This window comes from Emcibacter nanhaiensis, assembly GCF_006385175.1.
Lineage (GTDB): Bacteria > Pseudomonadota > Alphaproteobacteria > Sphingomonadales > Emcibacteraceae > Emcibacter > Emcibacter nanhaiensis.
Map to the genome: position 1 here is coordinate 245,618 of NZ_VFIY01000018.1, position 17,474 is coordinate 263,091.

Here is a 17,474-nt window from a genome sequence, read left to right on the forward strand (position 1 = left end):
AAACCGAGTTTATCAGCAGAGACCTGCATTGACCACAATCCGGACGACCGGGTCAAAACCCCCGCTCTTAAACCGGATCATTAAGACACAGGATTTATCGTGGGTGTAGTTGTTAATTTCGAAGACGAGAAAAAGGGCGAAAGCGCGCTTGCCCGGCTGCAAAAGCTGGTCAAGGACGATATGGACAAGGTCAACCAGACCATTCTCCATAAAATGCAGAGCCCCGTCGCCCTGATCCCCCAGCTTGCCGGACACCTGATTGCCTCCGGCGGCAAACGCCTGCGCCCGATGCTGACCATCGCCTCTTCCCGCTTGTGCGGCTATGAAGGCGACCGGCATGTGGAACTGTCCGCCTGTGTGGAATTCATTCACAGCGCCACCCTGCTGCATGACGATGTGGTTGACGAAAGCGACCTGCGCCGCGGCCGGGATACCGCCAATGCGGTCTGGGGCAACAAGGCCAGCGTGCTGGTCGGCGACTTTTTGTTCAGCCGCTCCTTCGAGCTGATGGTAGCCGACGGCTCGCTGGAAGTGCTGCGCATCCTGTCCCATGCCTCCAGCGTCATTGCCGAAGGCGAGGTGCTGCAGCTGACCACGGCCAACGACACCGACACCACCGAAGACAGCTACATGGAAGTGATCGCCGCCAAGACCGCAGCGCTGTTTGCCGCGGCCTGCGAAATCGGCGCCGTGATTGCCGAACGCCCCACCGCCGAGCAGGAAGCCCTGCAGAGTTACGGCAAGAACCTGGGCATCATCTTCCAGCTGGTGGATGACGTACTGGATTATTCCGCCGAACAGGAAAAGCTCGGCAAAAGCGTCGGCGACGACTTCCGCGAGGGTAAAATCACCCTGCCGATCGTGCTCGCTTTCCGGCGCGGCACCGACGAAGAGCGGGCCTTCTGGCGCCGGACCATGGAAGAACTGGAGCAACAGGACGGCGACCTGGAAAAGGCGCTCGACCTGATCAACAAGCATAATGCCCTGAACGACACCCTGGAGCGCGCCCGCCACTATGGCGCCATCGCCCGGGATGCGCTGGCCATTTTCCCCGACAATGAACATCGCCAGGCTTTGACCGATATTGTCGATTTCTGTATCGCGCGGGCCTACTGATTCCCGTCTGACAACATCGCCGAAATTTCCTCCAGGGCCTGAAGCCGTTTCAGATCCCGGAACATCTCGTCCGCGGCCGGATAGCACAGCCGGAGATAGGTAAACCATTGCTTGATGCGGGACGGCAGAAAGCCACCCCGGTGATCGGAGCGTTCAATGCCGGCGTAGCGCAGCAGAAGCCCCCGCACCTGATCCCAGGACAGCGGGGCCGCGCCGTCAGCAATCACCCGGCTCAGGTTCGGCAGGGCCATGGCCCCACGCCCGATCATGATATCCTGACAACCACTTTCCCGGCGGCAGGCCTCGGCATCCTCGGCGGTCCAGATGTCCCCGTTGGCGACCAGAGGCAGCGTCACCTCTTCCCGGATCTTTGCAATCCAGTGCCAGTGGGCCGGCGGCTTGTAGCCTTCCACTTTGGTGCGGGCATGGACAGTCAGGCGATTTGCCCCTGCCGCCTCGATCGCCCGGGCATTATCCAGCGCCAGCGACTTGTCCTCGTATCCCAGCCGCATCTTGGCGCTGACCGGCAGGTTGGCCGGCACAGCGGTGCGTACGGCGCTGATGATTTTATAGAGCGTTTCCGGTTCCCTGAGCAGGATTGCGCCGCCCTTGCTCTTGTTCACGGTTTTCGCCGGACAGCCGAAATTGAGGTCCACCCCCGGGGAGCCCAACTCCACCGCCCGGGCCGCATTTTCCGCCATCCAGTCCGGATCCTGGCCCAGCAGCTGGATCATCACTGGCGTCCCGGACGGGGTCTTCGCGCCGCTTTTCAGTTCCGGGCAGTATTTATAGAACAGGGCCGGTTTATAAAGCTGGTTGGTGACCCGGACGAATTCGGTGACACAAAGTTCGTAGTTGCCGACCGAGGTCAGCATGTCGCGCATGACATAGTCCACCACCCCCTCCATGGGCGCGAGATAGATTTTACCGGCTGACTGGAGAGTTTCCGCCATCTCTAGAACGGCACCGGCGACGTGAAGGTCACCGTCTCTTTTCTGACCGGATGAAACAAGCTCAGGCTGTGGGCGTGCAGCTGCAGCCGATCGGTCATATTCTTCACCTCGTCGGACGCGTAGAAGGGATCGCCGAGAATGCTGTGGCCCATCTGCTGGCAATGCACCCGGAGCTGGTGCGAGCGGCCAGTGACCGGTTTGAGCTCCAGCCGGGTGACATCCCCCTCTTCCCGCTCCAGCACCCGCCAGCGGGTCAGGGCCTTTTTGCCGCGCTCGAAATCCACCATCTGCCGCGGCCGGTTGGGCCAGTCGCAGATCAGCGGCAGGTCAACCTCCCCTTCATCCCCAGCCACATGACCGGCGACCCGGGCGATATAGGTCTTTTCGGTGCGGCGATGTTCGAACTGACGGCCGACATGGCCGTGAATCTCCTTGCTCAGCGCCATGACCAGAATGCCGGAGGTTTCCATATCCAACCGGTGAATGGTGCTGGCCGTGGGATAGCGGCTCTGCACCCGGCTTTCGAGGCAGTCTTTCAAATGGTCGTGGCGGCCCGGCACCGACAGCAGGCCGCTCTGCTTGTTGAGCACGAGCAGATAGTCATCCTCATAGAGGATGTCGAGATAAGGCTCCAGCGGTGGGGCATAATCGGGAAGCATGCTTTGTCTTGCCGGCTAGGTTTGTCAAAATCCCGGCAGCGATATCACGGCACTGACAGGAAAAGCAACAAAAACCGGCCGATGAGGATGGCAGCGGGACTATTCCTCGCTGGCCTTCCTGATGACCCTGTGCAGCCGGCGCAATCCCCAGGCCACGCCCAGGATCACCAGCGGGGCGGCCAGCGCCGTGACCAGATAGGGATCAAGGGACGGCAGGACTTTCTTGCTCCCCTGGGCCATGTAATTGATAATCCCCAGGGCATAATAGCTGATCGCGACCACGGACAGGCCTTCCACCGTCTGCTGCAGGCGCAGCTGCACCCGGGCGCGCCGGTCCATGCTTTCCAGCAACTGCTTGTTCTGGGCCTGCAGGGTGGTGTTGATGCGGGTTTGCAGCAGGGTACTGGCCCGGTTCACCCGGCGGGACAGGTTTGCAACCCGGTCTTCCATGCTGACACAGGTGCGCATGGCGGGGGCAATGCGGCGCTGGAGAAAGCTGGAGACGGTCTGGAAGCCGGTGAGCGGCACTTCCTTGATATTGTCGATCCGTTTTTCCACCAGGGTATAGTAGGCCTTGGTGGCATTGAAGCGAAAGGTGCTGCCGGCCGAAAGATGTTCCACCCTGGCCGCCATTCTGGTCAGACGGTCAAGCACCTCATGTTCCCGGGCCGGATCGTCCAGGTCCATCATCTGTTGCACCACATCGGCCAGTTCCTGTTCGACCTCCCGCGTGACCTGGGAAATCTCGCCGGTCAGCGGCATGGCCAGCATCGCCATCATGCGGTAAGTCTCAATCTCCAGAAGACGCTGTACCAGCCGTCCGGCCTGGGTTTCGGACGAACAGGAATCATTGACCAGAATGCGTGAAAAGCCGTCTCCGTGGATCTGGAAGTCTGTCAGGATCTGGGTGCCGCTGCTGCCCGCCCGGGCACCGACCACCAGATTGTCACCGAATATATTTTCCAGATAGTCGCGACTGGTGAACTGGTCTTCATCAATCCTGTCAATAAACAGGTGAACGCCCACAAGAAGTTCGCCGGGGACGGATTTGATCCATTCTTCCGGCACCACCGAAAGCGCCGTATCCTTGAACGGGTCGTCGCCCTTGCCCTTGCGCAGGAACGTATAGCTGCAGAATTCCGTATGCCGCTCCCACTTCAGGCGGAACGTGCCGAAGTCGATAATCTGGTGCTTGCTGTCGGCCGGCGGTGTCGGCAGGTTGTAGTGACGGCACAGGGCGGCCAGGTGCTCCAGGTCCGCATTCTGCCCTGCCTCGCCGGTCAGGATCGCCATATGGCAGCACCGGGTCGGGCTGCCAACCTGAATGAAGGGGCGGCTGTGCACTTCATTATTAAGAATATGCCGGGTTGAAAATTCCTTCATAAGACAAGGGGTTACCCGTGCCGCATCTGCCAATTTTTCTTCCTGAACCATTCGTTTCCGCCCCGGTGTCGATGAGAGGGTTACCGGCTGTCATCACAGCAAGAAGCATGCCCCAATTCGATGGGGCACTCAACTGTTTCGTCAAATAAATCGATTTTTCAGGGGTGGACGACCAGGAGATCAGCAGACCGCCAGGGCCTGCTCGATATCCTCCAGAATATCTTCGATATCCTCAAGTCCTGCAGAAATGCGGATCAGGCCATCGCTGATGCCGTATTGGGCCCGTTCCTCCGGGGTATAGGTGGAATGGGTCATGCTGGCCGGATGCTGGATCATGGTCTCGGCATCCCCCAGACTGACGGCAATACGGCACAGTTGCAGTTTATCAAGGAAGTTGATACCGGCCTCCAGGCCGCCGTCCAGTTCAAAGGCGATCATCCCACCCGGCTGGGACATCTGCTTTCTTGCCACCTCATAGCCCGGGAAAGAGGGCAGTCCCGGATAGCCGGTTTCACGCACATTGTTGCGGCTGTCCAGGAATCCGGCAATCTGCATCGCGTTCTGACAATGGCGATCCATACGCAGCTCCAGCGTCTTGAGCCCGCGATTGATCAAAAAGGCATTCATGGGCGAGAGCACCGCCCCGGTCATGTCTTTCATGCCGACCATGCGGATTTCATCGATGGTTTCCTTATCCCCCATGACGGCGCCGGCCATCAAATCACCATGACCGCCAAGATATTTGGTCGCCGAATGCAACACCAGGAACGCCCCCAGATCGAGCGGGTTCTGCAAATACGGTGTGGCATAGGTGTTGTCCACGATCACCCGCACCCCTTTGGCATCGGCAATGTCACAAACGCGCTTGATATCCACAATCCGCATATTCGGATTGGCCGGAGTCTCGAAATAGACAAATTTGGTTTTCGGGCCGATTTCCTGGTCCAGATTTTCCGGGTTGGTCAAATCCACATGGCGCACGTTGACACCGAATTTGGACAGTCCGTGGCGAAAATAGGCGAACGTACAGCCATACAGGGTCTTGTCCACCAACAGCTCATCGCCCGCTTCCAGCAAGGTCCAGAACACGCAGGTGATCGCCCCCATGCCGGAGCCGGTGGTCAGGCAGGCTTCCGCCCCTTCCAGGATCGCCAGTTTTTCTTCCAGCTGGTTCAGGGTCGGGTTGCCGAGACGGGTGTAAATGAACCCTTCCTCATCCCCGGCGAACCGGGCGCCGCCCTGCTCGGCGGTTTCAAACTCAAAGGTGGAGGTCATGTAAATCGGCTGGGTCAGGGTCCCGTAGGGATCCCGCGAGGGCGTCGGGGCATGGATAGCCCTGGTTGCAAATCCCTTGCGGCGGGACCCACTCTTCAAATTATCCCTTTTCATGTCTTCCACAGCCATATACGCTCTCCTGAAACCATTATTTTTTACATTCTTGAATCGTAAATTAGCCTGCTTCGCAAAAGCAAGGTTATTGACGGAGAGTGACTCAACTATAATATGAACCCGTGAATATCAGGTAAATATCGAAACAATAAATCCCGCAATGCTGAAATTTGATAAAAATTTTTCGCCGGAATATGGCAATTCTGTCACCCTCAGCCCCCTGATCCGGCGAATCGTGGCCCAAAACCCCTCCCCTTTCACCTTTCATGGCACCGGCACCTATATCGTCGGCCGGGAGGACAGTTCCGGCGGACTGGCGGTCATTGATCCGGGACCGGCCATGCCCAGCCATATGCATGCGCTGGAAAATTATCTGGACGGAAAACAGGTCAGCCATATCTTTGTCACCCACAACCATATGGACCACAGCCCGGCGGCCCATCCCCTGCAGCAACTGACCGGCGCGAAAATATACGCCTTCCCCGTCGATGGCCAGACTTACTCTGACAACCACACCGAAGAGGGCCTGGACAAGGAATTCAGCCCGGACGTGGAACTGGCAGACGGCGAAATCATCCACGGTGACGGCTGGACCCTGGAAGCGGTGCATACGCCGGGCCACCTGTCCAATCATCTGTGTTTTGCCCTGCATGAGGAAAAGGCACTGTTCTCCGGCGACCATGTCATGGGCTGGTCCACCTCGGTCGTCAGCCCTCCGGACGGCCATATGGGCGACTATCTGCAGAGCCTGGAGCAGTTACTGGTGCGCGACGACGAGATTTACTACCCCACCCACGGCAATCCGATCCCCGACCCCGAGCCCTTTGTGGAAGGCCTGCTGCAACACCGGCGCCAGCGGGAGGAGCAGATCCTGCAGGTGATCAAGTCGGGTGCAAAAACGATCCCGGATATGGTAGATATAATATATGCCGATGTTCCCAGTTACCTCCACCCCGCCGCCGCGAGGTCGGTGCTCGCGCACCTGATCCATATGGTGGAGACCAGGCGACTTCAGTGTGACGGGAAGCCCGAGGTAAACAGCATTTACGAACTGACAGAACACAAATAAATGGAGACCATGGAAAATGATCAAGACTGAAACGATCACCTATGAGGGCCCGGGAGGCACTTATGAAGGCACCATCAGCTATGACGACTCTATCGAAGGCCCGCGTCCGGGCGTGCTGGTCTGTCACGCCTGGATGGGCCAGGGCGCATTCGAAACCGAACAGGCGGAAAAGCTCGCCGCCCTCGGTTATGTCGGCTTCGCCCTCGATGTCTATGGCAAAGGCGTGCGGGCCAGCGACGCCGACCGCGCCGCCGAACTGATGAACCAGGTCGCCTCGGATCACAGCGTCCTGCTCGCCCGCCTGGAATATGCGCTGGAGCTTCTCAAGGAACATCCCCTGGTCGACGGCGACAAAACCGGTGCCATCGGCTATTGCTTCGGCGGCAAATGCGTGCTCGACTTGGCGCGGAGCGGGGCCGCCACCCTGGGCGTGGTCAGCTTCCACGGCATCCTCGGCGCCCCCGCCGGAGCCGAAGAACCGTTCATCAATGCCAAGGTCCTTGCCCTGCACGGCTGGGATGACCCCCTGGCGACGCCGGAACAGGCCAGAGAATTCGCCGAGGAAATGACCAAGCGCGGCGTCGACTGGCAGCTACATGCCTATGGCAATACGGTTCATGCCTTTACCCTGCCCACCGCCAACGACCTTGATCACGGCATCTGCTACCAGCCGGATGCGGCGCGTCGTTCCTGGCAGGCGATGGAAAACTTCCTGGAAGAGGTTTTCGCCTGATTGTCTATTGAGAGACAGAAATTTCGATTGAAAAAAGCAAGGCCGGTGCAATTTTCTGCCCGGCCTTTGTTATAGGAACGTTAAAAATCGAGTTCCAGCATCCGGGAAAATCGACTAGGATATTAAAAAAACACTCTTAATTGCGGGGAATATATGTCTTCTCTGTTCGCAAAAATCCTCAAACCATCCGGTTGGATATCTTCCTGGCTTATCGGTTCCCTTTTTCTGGCGCTGGCCGCAGCCGGCTATTTTGGCTATCTCCAGCCCCTGAAGGAATTTCTCGAACGTCCGGAATTTCTCTTTACCATCGGCGATTATGAAGTCTCGGTTTACATGATCCTGAAGGCCATTGTCATCCTGGTCCTGATCTTCTGGGTTACCGCCGCATTGTCCGGCTTCGGAGAAAAACGCATCAACGCCCTGACCAGCTTCGGTGCAAGTTCAAAAGCCCTTCTGATCAAGGTCTTCCAGAGTATCCTCTATTTCGTTGCCCTGCTGCTTGCCCTGGATATCATGGGGATCGACCTCACGGCGCTCACCGTACTGGGCGGCGCCGTCGGCATTGGTATCGGCTTCGGCCTGCAGAACATCACCTCGAATTTCATCAGCGGCATTATCCTGCTGTCGGAAAAATCCATCGAAAAGGACGACCTGGTGGAACTTGACGGCGGGGTTTCCGGCTTCGTGCGTCAGACCCATTCCCGCTATACCCTGGTGGAGACCTTTGACGGCAAGGAGGTAATGATTCCCAACGAGGATTTCATCACCAACCGAGTCACCAACTGGACCTACAGCAACACCCGGGGCCGTATCGAAGTCCGCACCGGGGTTTCCTACAAATCTGATATCCGGCGGGCGCATGAGCTTATACTGGAAGCGGCCCGGGAACATCCCGATTGCCTGGAGGACCCGGCACCCGTCTGTTTTCTGGAGGAGTTCGCCGACAGCAGTGTAAATTTCGTCATGTATTTCTGGGTCGGCGATGTCACCATCGGCCGGCTCAAACCCAAAAGCGATGTCATGTATGCCATCTGGGACAAATTCCACGCCAACAATATCGAGATCCCCTTCCCGCAACGCGACGTCCACCTGATCGGAGCGGAAAATGCCGCAGAGTGACTCCCAAAAAAATGATTTTATCCTGCACCACGTGGAATGGGCTCTTCCCGCCGCGGAAGGAGAGGCGGCACCGGAGGAAAACAAGCTGGTCTGGTATCATCTGGACGCCCGGAAACCGGAAACCTTCGAGTGGCTGACGGCACGGCCTTCTGTGGACGACCTGACCGCCGGCATTCTCTGCGCCGAGGAAACCCGCCCGCGTTATCTCGATATCAACAATGGCGTGATCCTGATCCTGCGCGGCGTCAACCTCAATGAAAATGCCGATCCCGACGACATGATTTCAATCCGGATTTATGTGGACAGGAACCAGATCATTACCTGCCAGTTGCGCAACTTGAAAACCATCTCCGACGTGAAAGCCAGGTTTCCCGTGGACACGCCGCCCACCTCCTCAGCCCATTTCCTGGCCCACCTGATCAAGGCGCTGGGGGAACGCATGGCGGACACCCTTGGGCAACTGACAGATATCACCGATGAGCTGGAAGCCGAAGTGATGGAAAGTCCGGAATATGACCTGCGCAACCGGATCATCCGACTGCGCGGCCAGGCCATCACCTTCCGCCGTTATCTTGCGCCCCAGAAAGAGGCGATCGGACGCATCCTCAGCAATGAGAGCCTGGTTTTTTCCAGCCGGGACCGGCGGCGCTTCCAGGAAGGCTACGATCAGATGTTCCGCTATGTAGAGGACCTGGACGCGGTGCGCGAGCGCAGCCAGATCGTCCAGGACGAACTGTCCAACGCGCTGGCTGAAAAACTGAACAGCAAACTCTATCTGCTGTCGGTCATTACCGGCATTTTCCTGCCGCTGGGTTTCCTCACTGGCCTGTTCGGCATCAATATCGGCGGCATGCCGGGGGTAGACGATCCTTCCGCCTTCTGGCTGTTCCTCGGTGCAATGGGGGGGATTATTTTTATTCAGCTTTTGCTGTTCAAATTCTACAAATGGTTCTAGCAACCAGCGACTGGCTCTTCTTTCCCGCAATTACATTAGGATACGCTTTAACATAATGTAGTATATTGATTTTCCTGCATCCCCGTTGCCAAAACAACTTGTGGAAACACTTTTTACGGGTTATTGTTAAGTCATAATTCAATCATTTAGAGAGCAGCAATGACACGGCAAAACCTTCTAAGGTTTGCTTCCAAAAGTCAAAGGCAGTTGTTCGAGTATTGGGATCAGATATGCCGGAACAGGGAGATGCCAACGCGGCGGGACCTGGATCCACGACAGATAGTTAAGCTCCTCCCCGGCATATGCATGTATGACGTAATAAGAGAAAAAAAACCAGGAAGCAGTGACCTACTCTTCAGAGCCCGGCTTGTTGGCACAAATATTGTCAATATGGTTGGCAAAGACTTCACCGGCAGCATCATGGAAGAAGCTCCGGTCAGTCCGTTCTGCGGCCTGACCGGTTCATCGAGAACCCTGGCCCGGGTAGCCCGGGAAGGCAAATCCTATTTTAACAGCTGTTTTCTGGACTGGCCGGAGGAACATTACCGCCATTATTCCTTCCTTGCCATGCCGCTCAAACTGGACGAGACGTCGGATCAGGTGGATATTATCCTTCTGGGCGTGCAGTTCTTCAATTACCGGGAGGAATATGATTACCTCGAACATGATTTATTGCCTTGCCAAGCTTGAATCCAGCCGTTAAACCACCATCTGTAAGAGGCTGACAAATCAAGCGGGGTGAAGCATGTCCATACCGTTAAATGTCCGACCCACCGGGGAAGCGAAAAAGACGGACGAGGAACTGATCGAAGAGATCAATCGTCTGCGCAAGGAAAAGAACGCCGTTATTCTGGCCCACTACTACCAGGACCCGAAAATCCAGGACCTGGCCGACTTTGTCGGCGACAGCCTGGACCTGTCCCGCAAGGCCGCCGCCACCGATGCCGATGTGATTGTTTTCTGCGGTGTCCGATTCATGGCCGAAGTGGCGAAAATCCTGAGCCCCGACAAAAAGGTAGTCCTGCCAGATATGGACGCCGGCTGTTCCCTGGAAGACAGCTGCCCGCCCGAGGATTTCGCCGAATTCCGGAAAAAATATCCGGATCACCTGTGCCTCACCTATATCAACTGTTCCGCAGCGGTGAAGGCCCTGTCCGACATCATTGTCACCTCCTCCAATGCGGAATATATCATCAACCAGATCCCCAAGGATCAGCCATTGATCCTGGCGCCCGATCAGCACCTCGGCGGCTATCTTGCCAAGAAGACCGGCCGTGACATGGTGCTGTGGCCGGGAAGCTGTATCGTGCACGAACGTTTTTCCGAGCAGGAACTGATCAAGCTGAAGGCAAAACATCCCGACGCCCCGGTGGCCGCCCATCCGGAATGCCCGGAACATATCCTGCGCCATGCGGATCATGTGGGCTCCACCTCGTCGATCCTGAAATATGTGCTGGATACGGACGCTCAGGAATTCATCATCGCCACCGAGCCGCACATCATCCACCAGATGGAGAAAATGGCGCCGGAGAAGACTTTCATCGGCGCCCCCGGCGCCGACGGCCAGTGCAACTGCAACGACTGCCCCTTCATGGCGCTCAATACGCTGGAGAAGCTGGTCGCCTGCATGGAAAACCTGAGCCCGGAAATCGAGGTGGACGAGGAAACCCGTCAGAAGGCGCTCGCCCCGCTCAACAGGATGCTGGAAATGTCGCCGCCGGTGCCCAAGGACCAGCGTCCGCCCACTTCCGGCCGGGCATACTAGTCCCATGAGCACAGATTTTCCCCTGTTCAAGGAAGAGCTTCGCCAGTTCATCAAGAATGCCCTGGACGAGGACGTGGGCCGCGGCGACATCACCACCCAGGCCACCATTCCCGCCGACGAGAAACTGGGCGCGGCCCTCAACAGCCGCCAGAACCTGGTCATCGCCGGCATGCCCATCGCCGTGGAAATCTTCAAGACCCTGGATCCGCTGGTGGACATCGAAATCCTGGCCAATGACGGCGTGGAAGTGACTGCCGGCAACTGCATCATGCGACTGCATGGCAACGCCCGCAAGATGCTGACGGCCGAACGCAGCGCGCTTAATATCCTGCAGCATCTGTCCGGCATCGCCACCCTGACCCGGGAATATGTCCGGGAAATCGAAGGCACCGGCTGCACCCTGCTCGACACCCGCAAGACCATTCCCGGCTATCGCAAGCTGGCCAAATATGCCACCCGCCTGGGCGGCGCCCAGAACCACCGCATGCGGCTGGATGACGGCATCCTGATCAAGGACAATCACATCGCCCGGGTCGGTAGCGTTTCTGCCGCCATCAAAGCGGCAAAGGACTTTGACGGTTCCGCCAGCACCATCGGCATTACCGTGGAATGCGACACCCTGGATCAGGCCGAAGAAGCGGTCAAGGCCGGTGCCGACCGCCTGCTGCTGGATAATATGACCCTGAACCAGTTGCGCGAGGCGGTGTCCCGCTACAAAGGCACGGTCAAGCTGGAAGCGTCCGGCGGCGTGCGACTGGACACCATTCGCGCCATCGCCGAAACCGGCGTCGATTATGCCTCAGTGGGACGTATCACCCAGTCGGCCCCGGCAGTTGATATCGGGATGGATTACCTGGACCAGGCCGTTTCCTGATCAGAAGTGTAACGAGCCACAAGCCAGCCGGAAAGGCGCCACAGCCCCCAGGTGGCGATGATGGAAAAATAGCCGTCCACCGCATAGTGCCAGCCAAGATGGACCGAGCTGACCTGGATCAGCACCAGGAAGGCGAGGAAAAACCTGCCCGCATAACGGTTCAGTTCCCGCGCGGAAAAATACAATAGCGCGGACACGGCCACATGCATGCTCGGCATGGCGGAAATCCCACTGCCGGCGCCCAGTTCGCCTTTCTGGTAATAGTCAAGCAGCTGCTTCTGCATATTGTGGGAATCGAGCTGCAGGAAACCGCCCGCGGCCTTCAGTTCCTCATAATAAAGGCCCAGCTTGTTCATCAGCGGGGCATAGAGATCATTGCCCGGCATCACCACATGGTAATAACAGGGACCGGCAGAGGACAGCAGCACCGCCATCACATTGCCCAGTACAAACCAGATCAGCAGGAAGGCGCAGAGGAACTGCGCCCGCCGGTGACCCTGCGACACGTTCACCACCTGCCACAGCACATAAATGAACATGAGCAGGAACCAGAGCTTGTAACAGAAATCAAGCACGCCGGCGGAGACCGGCCCGTCAAAGATGCTGTGAGTGATGACCCAGGGATCAATCCCGAAATGCAGGAAGCGGTCCAGTTCGGCAAAAGTCCGATCAAGATAAAAGCCGTTGATTTCGGGAATCACCGTTTTCAGCGACGAAAACAGCGAGATAAAAGACGGTAAAAACAGGATGGGAATGGAAAAGGCCAGCAGGTAGTCCGCATTCAGCCAGCCGTCCCGGAAGTCGGACAGCATGCGCGTTGGCGTTTTTTCCGACTTCTCGTAGCGCACGAAACGCAGCAGATAGCTGATGACCTTGCCAAACAGGATCAGGCTGAGCGCCGCATACATGGGACCGGCATAAAGGCTGAGCGAAAGATAGGCGGAAAGGCCGTTGAAGGTGAGTACACTCCAGACCGTCAGCGCCTGCAGCAGGAAGAGCAGCAGCAGAATCTGGTGCCGGGCCAGGTTATCCCGGTCCAGTTCAAGCCTGATATTGAATTTTGCCAGAACGGCTTCAACCATATACTCACCTCTTACTCGGCATTACAGTACCGGCAGGAAGTTAAGAAATGGCAAAGTAAAGGCGGCATTTTCTATGAAAGTGAAGCTGGTGACAGAATTGTCTTTTCCCCTGCTCAAACTCATTATACAAATGTACAACTTTTTAATCAGGGCAGTTCCATGACACGTTCCCAGGCCAACCTTACCCTCACCCTTGCCGCCTTTATCTGGGGCATCAGCTTTGCCTTCCAGAAACTGGCCATGGATGATATGGGGCCGTTTTTGTTCAACGGCCTCAGGTTCCTGATCGGCGGCCTGGTCCTGATTCCGCTGATTTACCTGATGCGGGAACGCCGCCGCAGCAGAAACCGTCCCATCTCCCGCCATTTGTTCTGGGGCTCGGGACTTGCCGGTGTCGTCATGTATGCCGGCGCCGCCTTCCAGCAGATCGGCATCATGCATACCACAGTGACCAATACCGGCTTTATCACCAGCCTCTATATGCTTCTGGTGCCGGTGCTGGGCCTGTTCCTGGGGCACCGGTATGCCCGGGGCCTGTGGCTCGCCGTGCTGATCGCCGCGGCCGGCCTCTATCTGATTACCGGCATGTACCGGGGCACGTCACTCAATTACGGGGATATCATGGTCTTCATCGGCGCCGTCTGCTGGGCCGTGCATGTGCTGACCATCGACCATCTCACCAGCCGCCATGACCAGATTTTGATTGCCGTGATCCAGTTCCTGGTCTGCGCCTTTTTCAGCCTGACCACCGCCTTTATTGTCGGGGAAAATATGCTACCCGCAAGCGCCGACGGCTGGACCTGGATCCTGCTGAGCGGCATCCTGTCGGTCGGCATCGGTTTTACCCTGCAGGTGGTGGGCCAGGCCGACGCCCCGCCGGCCCAGGCCGCCGTGATCCTTAATCTGGAAGCGGTCTTTGCCTCGGTCGCCGGGGTGCTGTTTTTTCAGGAAATACTCAGCGCCCCGGTCTTTATCGGCTGCCTTCTGATGCTCGGTGGCTGTCTGCTGGCGCAGAGATATCCGCCGCTTCCGGCCGCCCACCGGGCCTGACCTTAGTCATCCGCCGGCGTTCCCTTTACGGGTGACAAACGGCAAAAACTGTGCAAACTGGACCCAAACACAAAAAAGAAAAGAGATTTGAGGGATGAAAAACCAGCCTCTGTATAAACGCCTTGGATTTGCCTGGGACGGGATCAAAATCAGCTGGCAAACTGAGAAGAGCTTCCGCTTTCATGTGGCCGCCACCTCATTTGTGATCCTCCTTCTGCTGGTCACCCGTCCCGCCCCCCTGTGGTGGGCGATCCTGCTGCTGACCTGCGGCCTGGTCCTTGCCCTCGAACTGGTCAATACAGCGGTCGAAAAGCTTGTCGATCACCTGCATCCCGACCTGCATCCGGCCATCAAGATTACAAAGGACGCGCTGGCCGGTGCCGTGTTGATCGCGAGCCTGATTGCGGTTGGTGTCTTTGCCGCCTTTATGGGATCACTCGTCGGCTTCTGAAACTCCACAGGAATAATTCAAGTTATTCTTTCGCAGTAAACTCCAGAGACTGGCGCGCCGTACGCAGGCTGTGGCGGCGGCGCACCGGGATCGCAAGGAAGCGGTTGAAGGCGGCCAGTGCCTCGCCCGTCCACCCCGCCCCGGGAAAGGCCGCCATTTCCTCCTCCAGCGCCAGCAGGGTCTTCAGGATATGGCAGGAGACAATCGGTTCCGGCAAGCCGTGATCGAGCAGAAAGTCATGAGCCTGCGCGAGGAAGGCTGCGGCCTCCGGCACCTTCCATGCGGTCACATCCAGGTCACGGTCGAGGTAACCGGCATTACGCCCGGCGAAGCAGGCCATTTGCAACAGCCCCTGCGGCCACAGCTCAGGGGTTTCCTCACACAAATGACGCACCGCATTGGAAAAGGTCAGGCCGTGGGTGAAGTCCAGCCAGTCCACATTGTCGGTGATTTTGTTGCGGGTGCGGGCGGCGAGATCCGTATCAAAGTGAAGCAGGTTGCGCACGAGGGCGGCAAAGAGCAGCTGGTAAAGCTCCTTTTCCGCCATAGCTGAAGACGCAATCGCCTCCAATATCCGGTTGGCCGGCTTCGCCCATAGTTCGCCCACGGAGAGAGCCTCGCCGGACTGGCTCCAGCCCTCCAGCGCCGGACCGTAAGCCCTGAATTCGGGGATCAGGTCCTCCCGCCGCGCATAGACCAGGCTGCGCACCATGGTTCTCAGCACCGGGGCAAGATAATCCGCGCCGATCCTGTCCAGCAACTGGCCGGCCTTGACCACATAAATGGCGGAATGGCCGAAGTCGTTGTAATGGGCCAGCGCCGCCCGGGCGAGAACGGGGCGAAGCTCGGCATAGGACAAGCCTTCCGCCAACGCGCCGTTCATCAGGGCAACGGCCTCTGCTTCATTCTCCGCCTCCACCGCCGCCAGGAATTTTTCTGCCTCAAACGGCTCCACCCGGTCGGCGTAGGGGAAGCCATCATAGCGCTGGCTGTCCCAGGCGAAATGACTGACCGCCTCCAGCGCCGTGACCAGGGCGGCATCGTCGCGCCCTTCCGCTTCATATTTCTCCGTCAGCGCCAGCCAGTCGGCGGCGGCGGCAAAAGCATGGCTCATGCCATATTCAAATTGCAGGTAACATCTGTTGATCATTTCCCCCACGGCCCGGGCATAATTTCCGCCCGCGGCCTTGAAGCGGGCCAGTTCCCGCCCCATCCGGTCATATTCATAGCGATGGAAGCAGGCATAAAGATTATCCAGGGCCCGGGACTGGGCCGCGGTCCGGTCGGGATCGGCCAGATCAACCAGGATTGCTTCCCCCTCAATTTTCACCGCATAGGACCTGAGCTGGTCGCCGCCGACAACCGTCTCGCCGCTGTCCAGGTCGAACTTCCAGTTATGCCAGTTGCAAGTGAGTCGGCAGTCATCGGACATATGCCCTTCGGACAGGGGATAACCCTGGTGGGGACAACGATTGTTTACGGCAAAGAGACGATCGCCTGTCTGCAGCACCAGGATCTGCTTGCCGCCCTTGCGGAAAACCAGTTTGCCTTTCTCGTGCAGGTCGGCGGCCTTTCCCGCCGGAATCCAGCATTCCTCAGTCATTTTTTCGGTCCTTTTTAAAGCTGGATTATCTCATTTCTGATCCCAGGGTCCAACGTCTTTCGGCGCCCGCGGCGGGAAAAAGCCGATGATTTTTTCCAGGATTTCATCAAGCCATTCGGCAGAGGCATGTGGTGCTGCAGTCATAAACATAGCATTTCCTTTAATAAAGCTTTTTCTTTATTAATTAGTTATACCTCCCGAATTATTTTGTAAAGTATTTTCTTTAATTATTGTATTTCGTTTTATATACAAACACTTAAAAATACACCTCCACTAAACTGCAGATTTATAATTACTCTTAACTGCAATTTATTCTTGACTTGAAAATGATAACGCATATTAACTGCATAAAAATATATTAGGAGATTTTATTAAAATGAAACGCCTGCTTACTCTCACCCTGGCTCTTTGCGGCCTGACCACTTCTTCATACGCCGACGAAAGCCTGTGGGGCGTGGTCAAAGGCGCCGAACCCCTGCCCAAGGGTGCACAGATGATCAGCATCCACGCCATTCACCGCTCTGACAAAGGCGCCGGTGAATATAAAGCCACCGATTACCAGGTCGAGGTCTCTAAAGGCTTCACCAACAAACTGACCGGCTCTTTATACCTGCTGGGCATGGGCATTAACACCAGCGGCATCCGCATCGACGGCTATATGCCCGCCGATCGTGATTTTGATTTCAAGCTGACCGGTTTCGAACTGGCCCTGAAGTATAACTTCCTGAGCCCGGCCCTGGATGATATCGGCCTGTCCACATACCTCAGCCTGAGCCGCACCTGGGTCGATCCCCACTCCGGTCAGTCCAAGAACAAAACCACCGGCGAACTGAAACTGCTGCTGCAGAAATATTTCCTGGACGGTCAGCTGATCACCGCCGCCAATGTCGGCATCGAAGTGACCAGCGCCACCCGCGGTGAGATCGCAGGCCTGCCGGAAGATTTTGAGTGGCCCACCTTCCCGGAAATGGAAATCGGCCTGAACGGTGGCGCAGCTGTGTCCTACCGCTTTGCCGACAACTTCTATTTTGGCGTGGAAGCGGTATATGACGCCGAATATGAAACCGAAGTCGGCCAGGAGCGCTGGTCCATCTTTGCCGGTCCGAACCTGCATTACGGCGGCCAGAAATGGTGGGCAACCCTGTCCTGGCTGCGCCAGCTGAAAGGCGGCGGGGAAATGTTCGACGCCCAGAGCTATGACAACCTGCACCTGATCGAGAAAACCCGCGACGAGTTCCGCCTCAAATTCGGGTTCAGCTTCTAAGAGGTAACT

At 57.3% G+C, this 17,474-nt stretch carries 17 protein-coding genes; 11 read left to right on the forward strand and 6 right to left on the reverse strand.

What is annotated here, in order from left to right; all coding sequences use genetic code 11:
* The first annotated feature begins 99 nt into the window (after window positions 1-99).
* Window positions 100-1,116, forward strand: coding sequence for a polyprenyl synthetase family protein (locus FIV46_RS15265; RefSeq protein WP_139941792.1), 1,017 nt, complete (start codon window positions 100-102; stop codon window positions 1,114-1,116).
* On the opposite strand, the gene FIV46_RS15270 is transcribed toward FIV46_RS15265, so the two are convergent.
* The 4 genes from FIV46_RS15270 to megL form a co-directional block, all read right to left on the reverse strand.
* Entirely contained in the window at window positions 1,110-2,069 is a 960-nt protein-coding gene (locus FIV46_RS15270; RefSeq protein ID WP_139941793.1) for a tRNA-dihydrouridine synthase, read from the reverse strand. The genes FIV46_RS15265 and FIV46_RS15270 overlap by 7 nt on opposite strands.
* A gap of 2 nt (window positions 2,070-2,071) precedes the next feature.
* Window positions 2,072-2,728, reverse strand: coding sequence for a pseudouridine synthase (locus tag FIV46_RS15275; protein ID WP_139941794.1), 657 nt, complete (start codon window positions 2,726-2,728; stop codon window positions 2,072-2,074).
* A gap of 99 nt (window positions 2,729-2,827) precedes the next feature.
* Window positions 2,828-4,111, reverse strand: coding sequence for a DUF3422 family protein (locus FIV46_RS15280; RefSeq protein ID WP_181163263.1), 1,284 nt, complete (start codon window positions 4,109-4,111; stop codon window positions 2,828-2,830).
* Window positions 4,112-4,291: 180 nt separating this feature from the next.
* Window positions 4,292-5,515 (reverse strand): methionine gamma-lyase, encoded by a 1,224-nt coding sequence (megL, locus tag FIV46_RS15285; RefSeq protein WP_219846150.1) that lies wholly within the window; start codon window positions 5,513-5,515, stop codon window positions 4,292-4,294.
* 145 nt (window positions 5,516-5,660) lie between these two features.
* Between megL and FIV46_RS15290 the strand changes: the two genes are divergently transcribed.
* From FIV46_RS15290 to nadC, 7 genes are all read left to right on the forward strand, one after another.
* Window positions 5,661-6,569: an MBL fold metallo-hydrolase gene (locus tag FIV46_RS15290; RefSeq protein WP_139941796.1), complete on the forward strand. Its 909-nt coding sequence runs from the start codon at window positions 5,661-5,663 to the stop codon at window positions 6,567-6,569.
* Window positions 6,570-6,585: 16 nt separating this feature from the next.
* On the forward strand, window positions 6,586-7,302 hold the full coding sequence (locus FIV46_RS15295; protein ID WP_139941797.1) for a dienelactone hydrolase family protein: 717 nt from the start codon (window positions 6,586-6,588) through the stop codon (window positions 7,300-7,302).
* Between the two features lie 153 nt (window positions 7,303-7,455).
* Window positions 7,456-8,421, forward strand: a complete 966-nt coding sequence (locus FIV46_RS15300) for a mechanosensitive ion channel family protein (RefSeq protein ID WP_139941798.1) — start codon at window positions 7,456-7,458, stop codon at window positions 8,419-8,421.
* Window positions 8,408-9,376 carry a zinc transporter ZntB gene (locus FIV46_RS15305; RefSeq protein WP_139941799.1) on the forward strand — a complete coding sequence of 323 codons (969 nt, stop codon included), beginning with the start codon at window positions 8,408-8,410 and terminating at the stop codon, window positions 9,374-9,376. Before FIV46_RS15300 ends, FIV46_RS15305 begins: the two co-directional genes overlap by 14 nt.
* A 159-nt stretch (window positions 9,377-9,535) precedes the next feature.
* Window positions 9,536-10,066 carry a PAS domain-containing protein gene (locus tag FIV46_RS18365; RefSeq protein WP_139941800.1) on the forward strand — a complete coding sequence of 177 codons (531 nt, stop codon included), beginning with the start codon at window positions 9,536-9,538 and terminating at the stop codon, window positions 10,064-10,066.
* 55 nt (window positions 10,067-10,121) lie between these two features.
* Window positions 10,122-11,141, forward strand: coding sequence for a quinolinate synthase NadA (gene nadA, locus FIV46_RS15315; RefSeq protein ID WP_139941801.1), 1,020 nt, complete (start codon window positions 10,122-10,124; stop codon window positions 11,139-11,141).
* Between the two features lie 4 nt (window positions 11,142-11,145).
* Window positions 11,146-12,015, forward strand: coding sequence for a carboxylating nicotinate-nucleotide diphosphorylase (gene nadC / locus FIV46_RS15320; RefSeq protein WP_139941802.1), 870 nt, complete (start codon window positions 11,146-11,148; stop codon window positions 12,013-12,015).
* Here the strand turns inward: nadC and FIV46_RS15325 are convergent.
* Entirely contained in the window at window positions 11,991-13,097 is a 1,107-nt protein-coding gene (locus tag FIV46_RS15325) for a phosphatase PAP2 family protein (RefSeq protein WP_139941803.1), read from the reverse strand. The genes nadC and FIV46_RS15325 overlap by 25 nt on opposite strands.
* A gap of 159 nt (window positions 13,098-13,256) precedes the next feature.
* Between FIV46_RS15325 and FIV46_RS15330 the strand changes: the two genes are divergently transcribed.
* Both FIV46_RS15330 and FIV46_RS15335 read left to right on the forward strand, forming a co-directional pair.
* Window positions 13,257-14,147: a DMT family transporter gene (locus FIV46_RS15330; RefSeq protein WP_139941804.1), complete on the forward strand. Its 891-nt coding sequence runs from the start codon at window positions 13,257-13,259 to the stop codon at window positions 14,145-14,147.
* A gap of 94 nt (window positions 14,148-14,241) precedes the next feature.
* Window positions 14,242-14,598: a diacylglycerol kinase gene (locus FIV46_RS15335; RefSeq protein ID WP_139941805.1), complete on the forward strand. Its 357-nt coding sequence runs from the start codon at window positions 14,242-14,244 to the stop codon at window positions 14,596-14,598.
* 22 nt (window positions 14,599-14,620) lie between these two features.
* On the opposite strand, the gene FIV46_RS15340 is transcribed toward FIV46_RS15335, so the two are convergent.
* Window positions 14,621-16,201, reverse strand: coding sequence for a Rieske (2Fe-2S) protein (locus FIV46_RS15340; RefSeq protein ID WP_139941806.1), 1,581 nt, complete (start codon window positions 16,199-16,201; stop codon window positions 14,621-14,623).
* A gap of 376 nt (window positions 16,202-16,577) precedes the next feature.
* Between FIV46_RS15340 and FIV46_RS15345 the strand changes: the two genes are divergently transcribed.
* Complete coding sequence (locus FIV46_RS15345; RefSeq protein ID WP_139941807.1) at window positions 16,578-17,465, forward strand: DUF6662 family protein; 888 nt, start codon at window positions 16,578-16,580, stop codon at window positions 17,463-17,465.
* The last annotated feature ends 9 nt before the right edge of the window (window positions 17,466-17,474 follow it).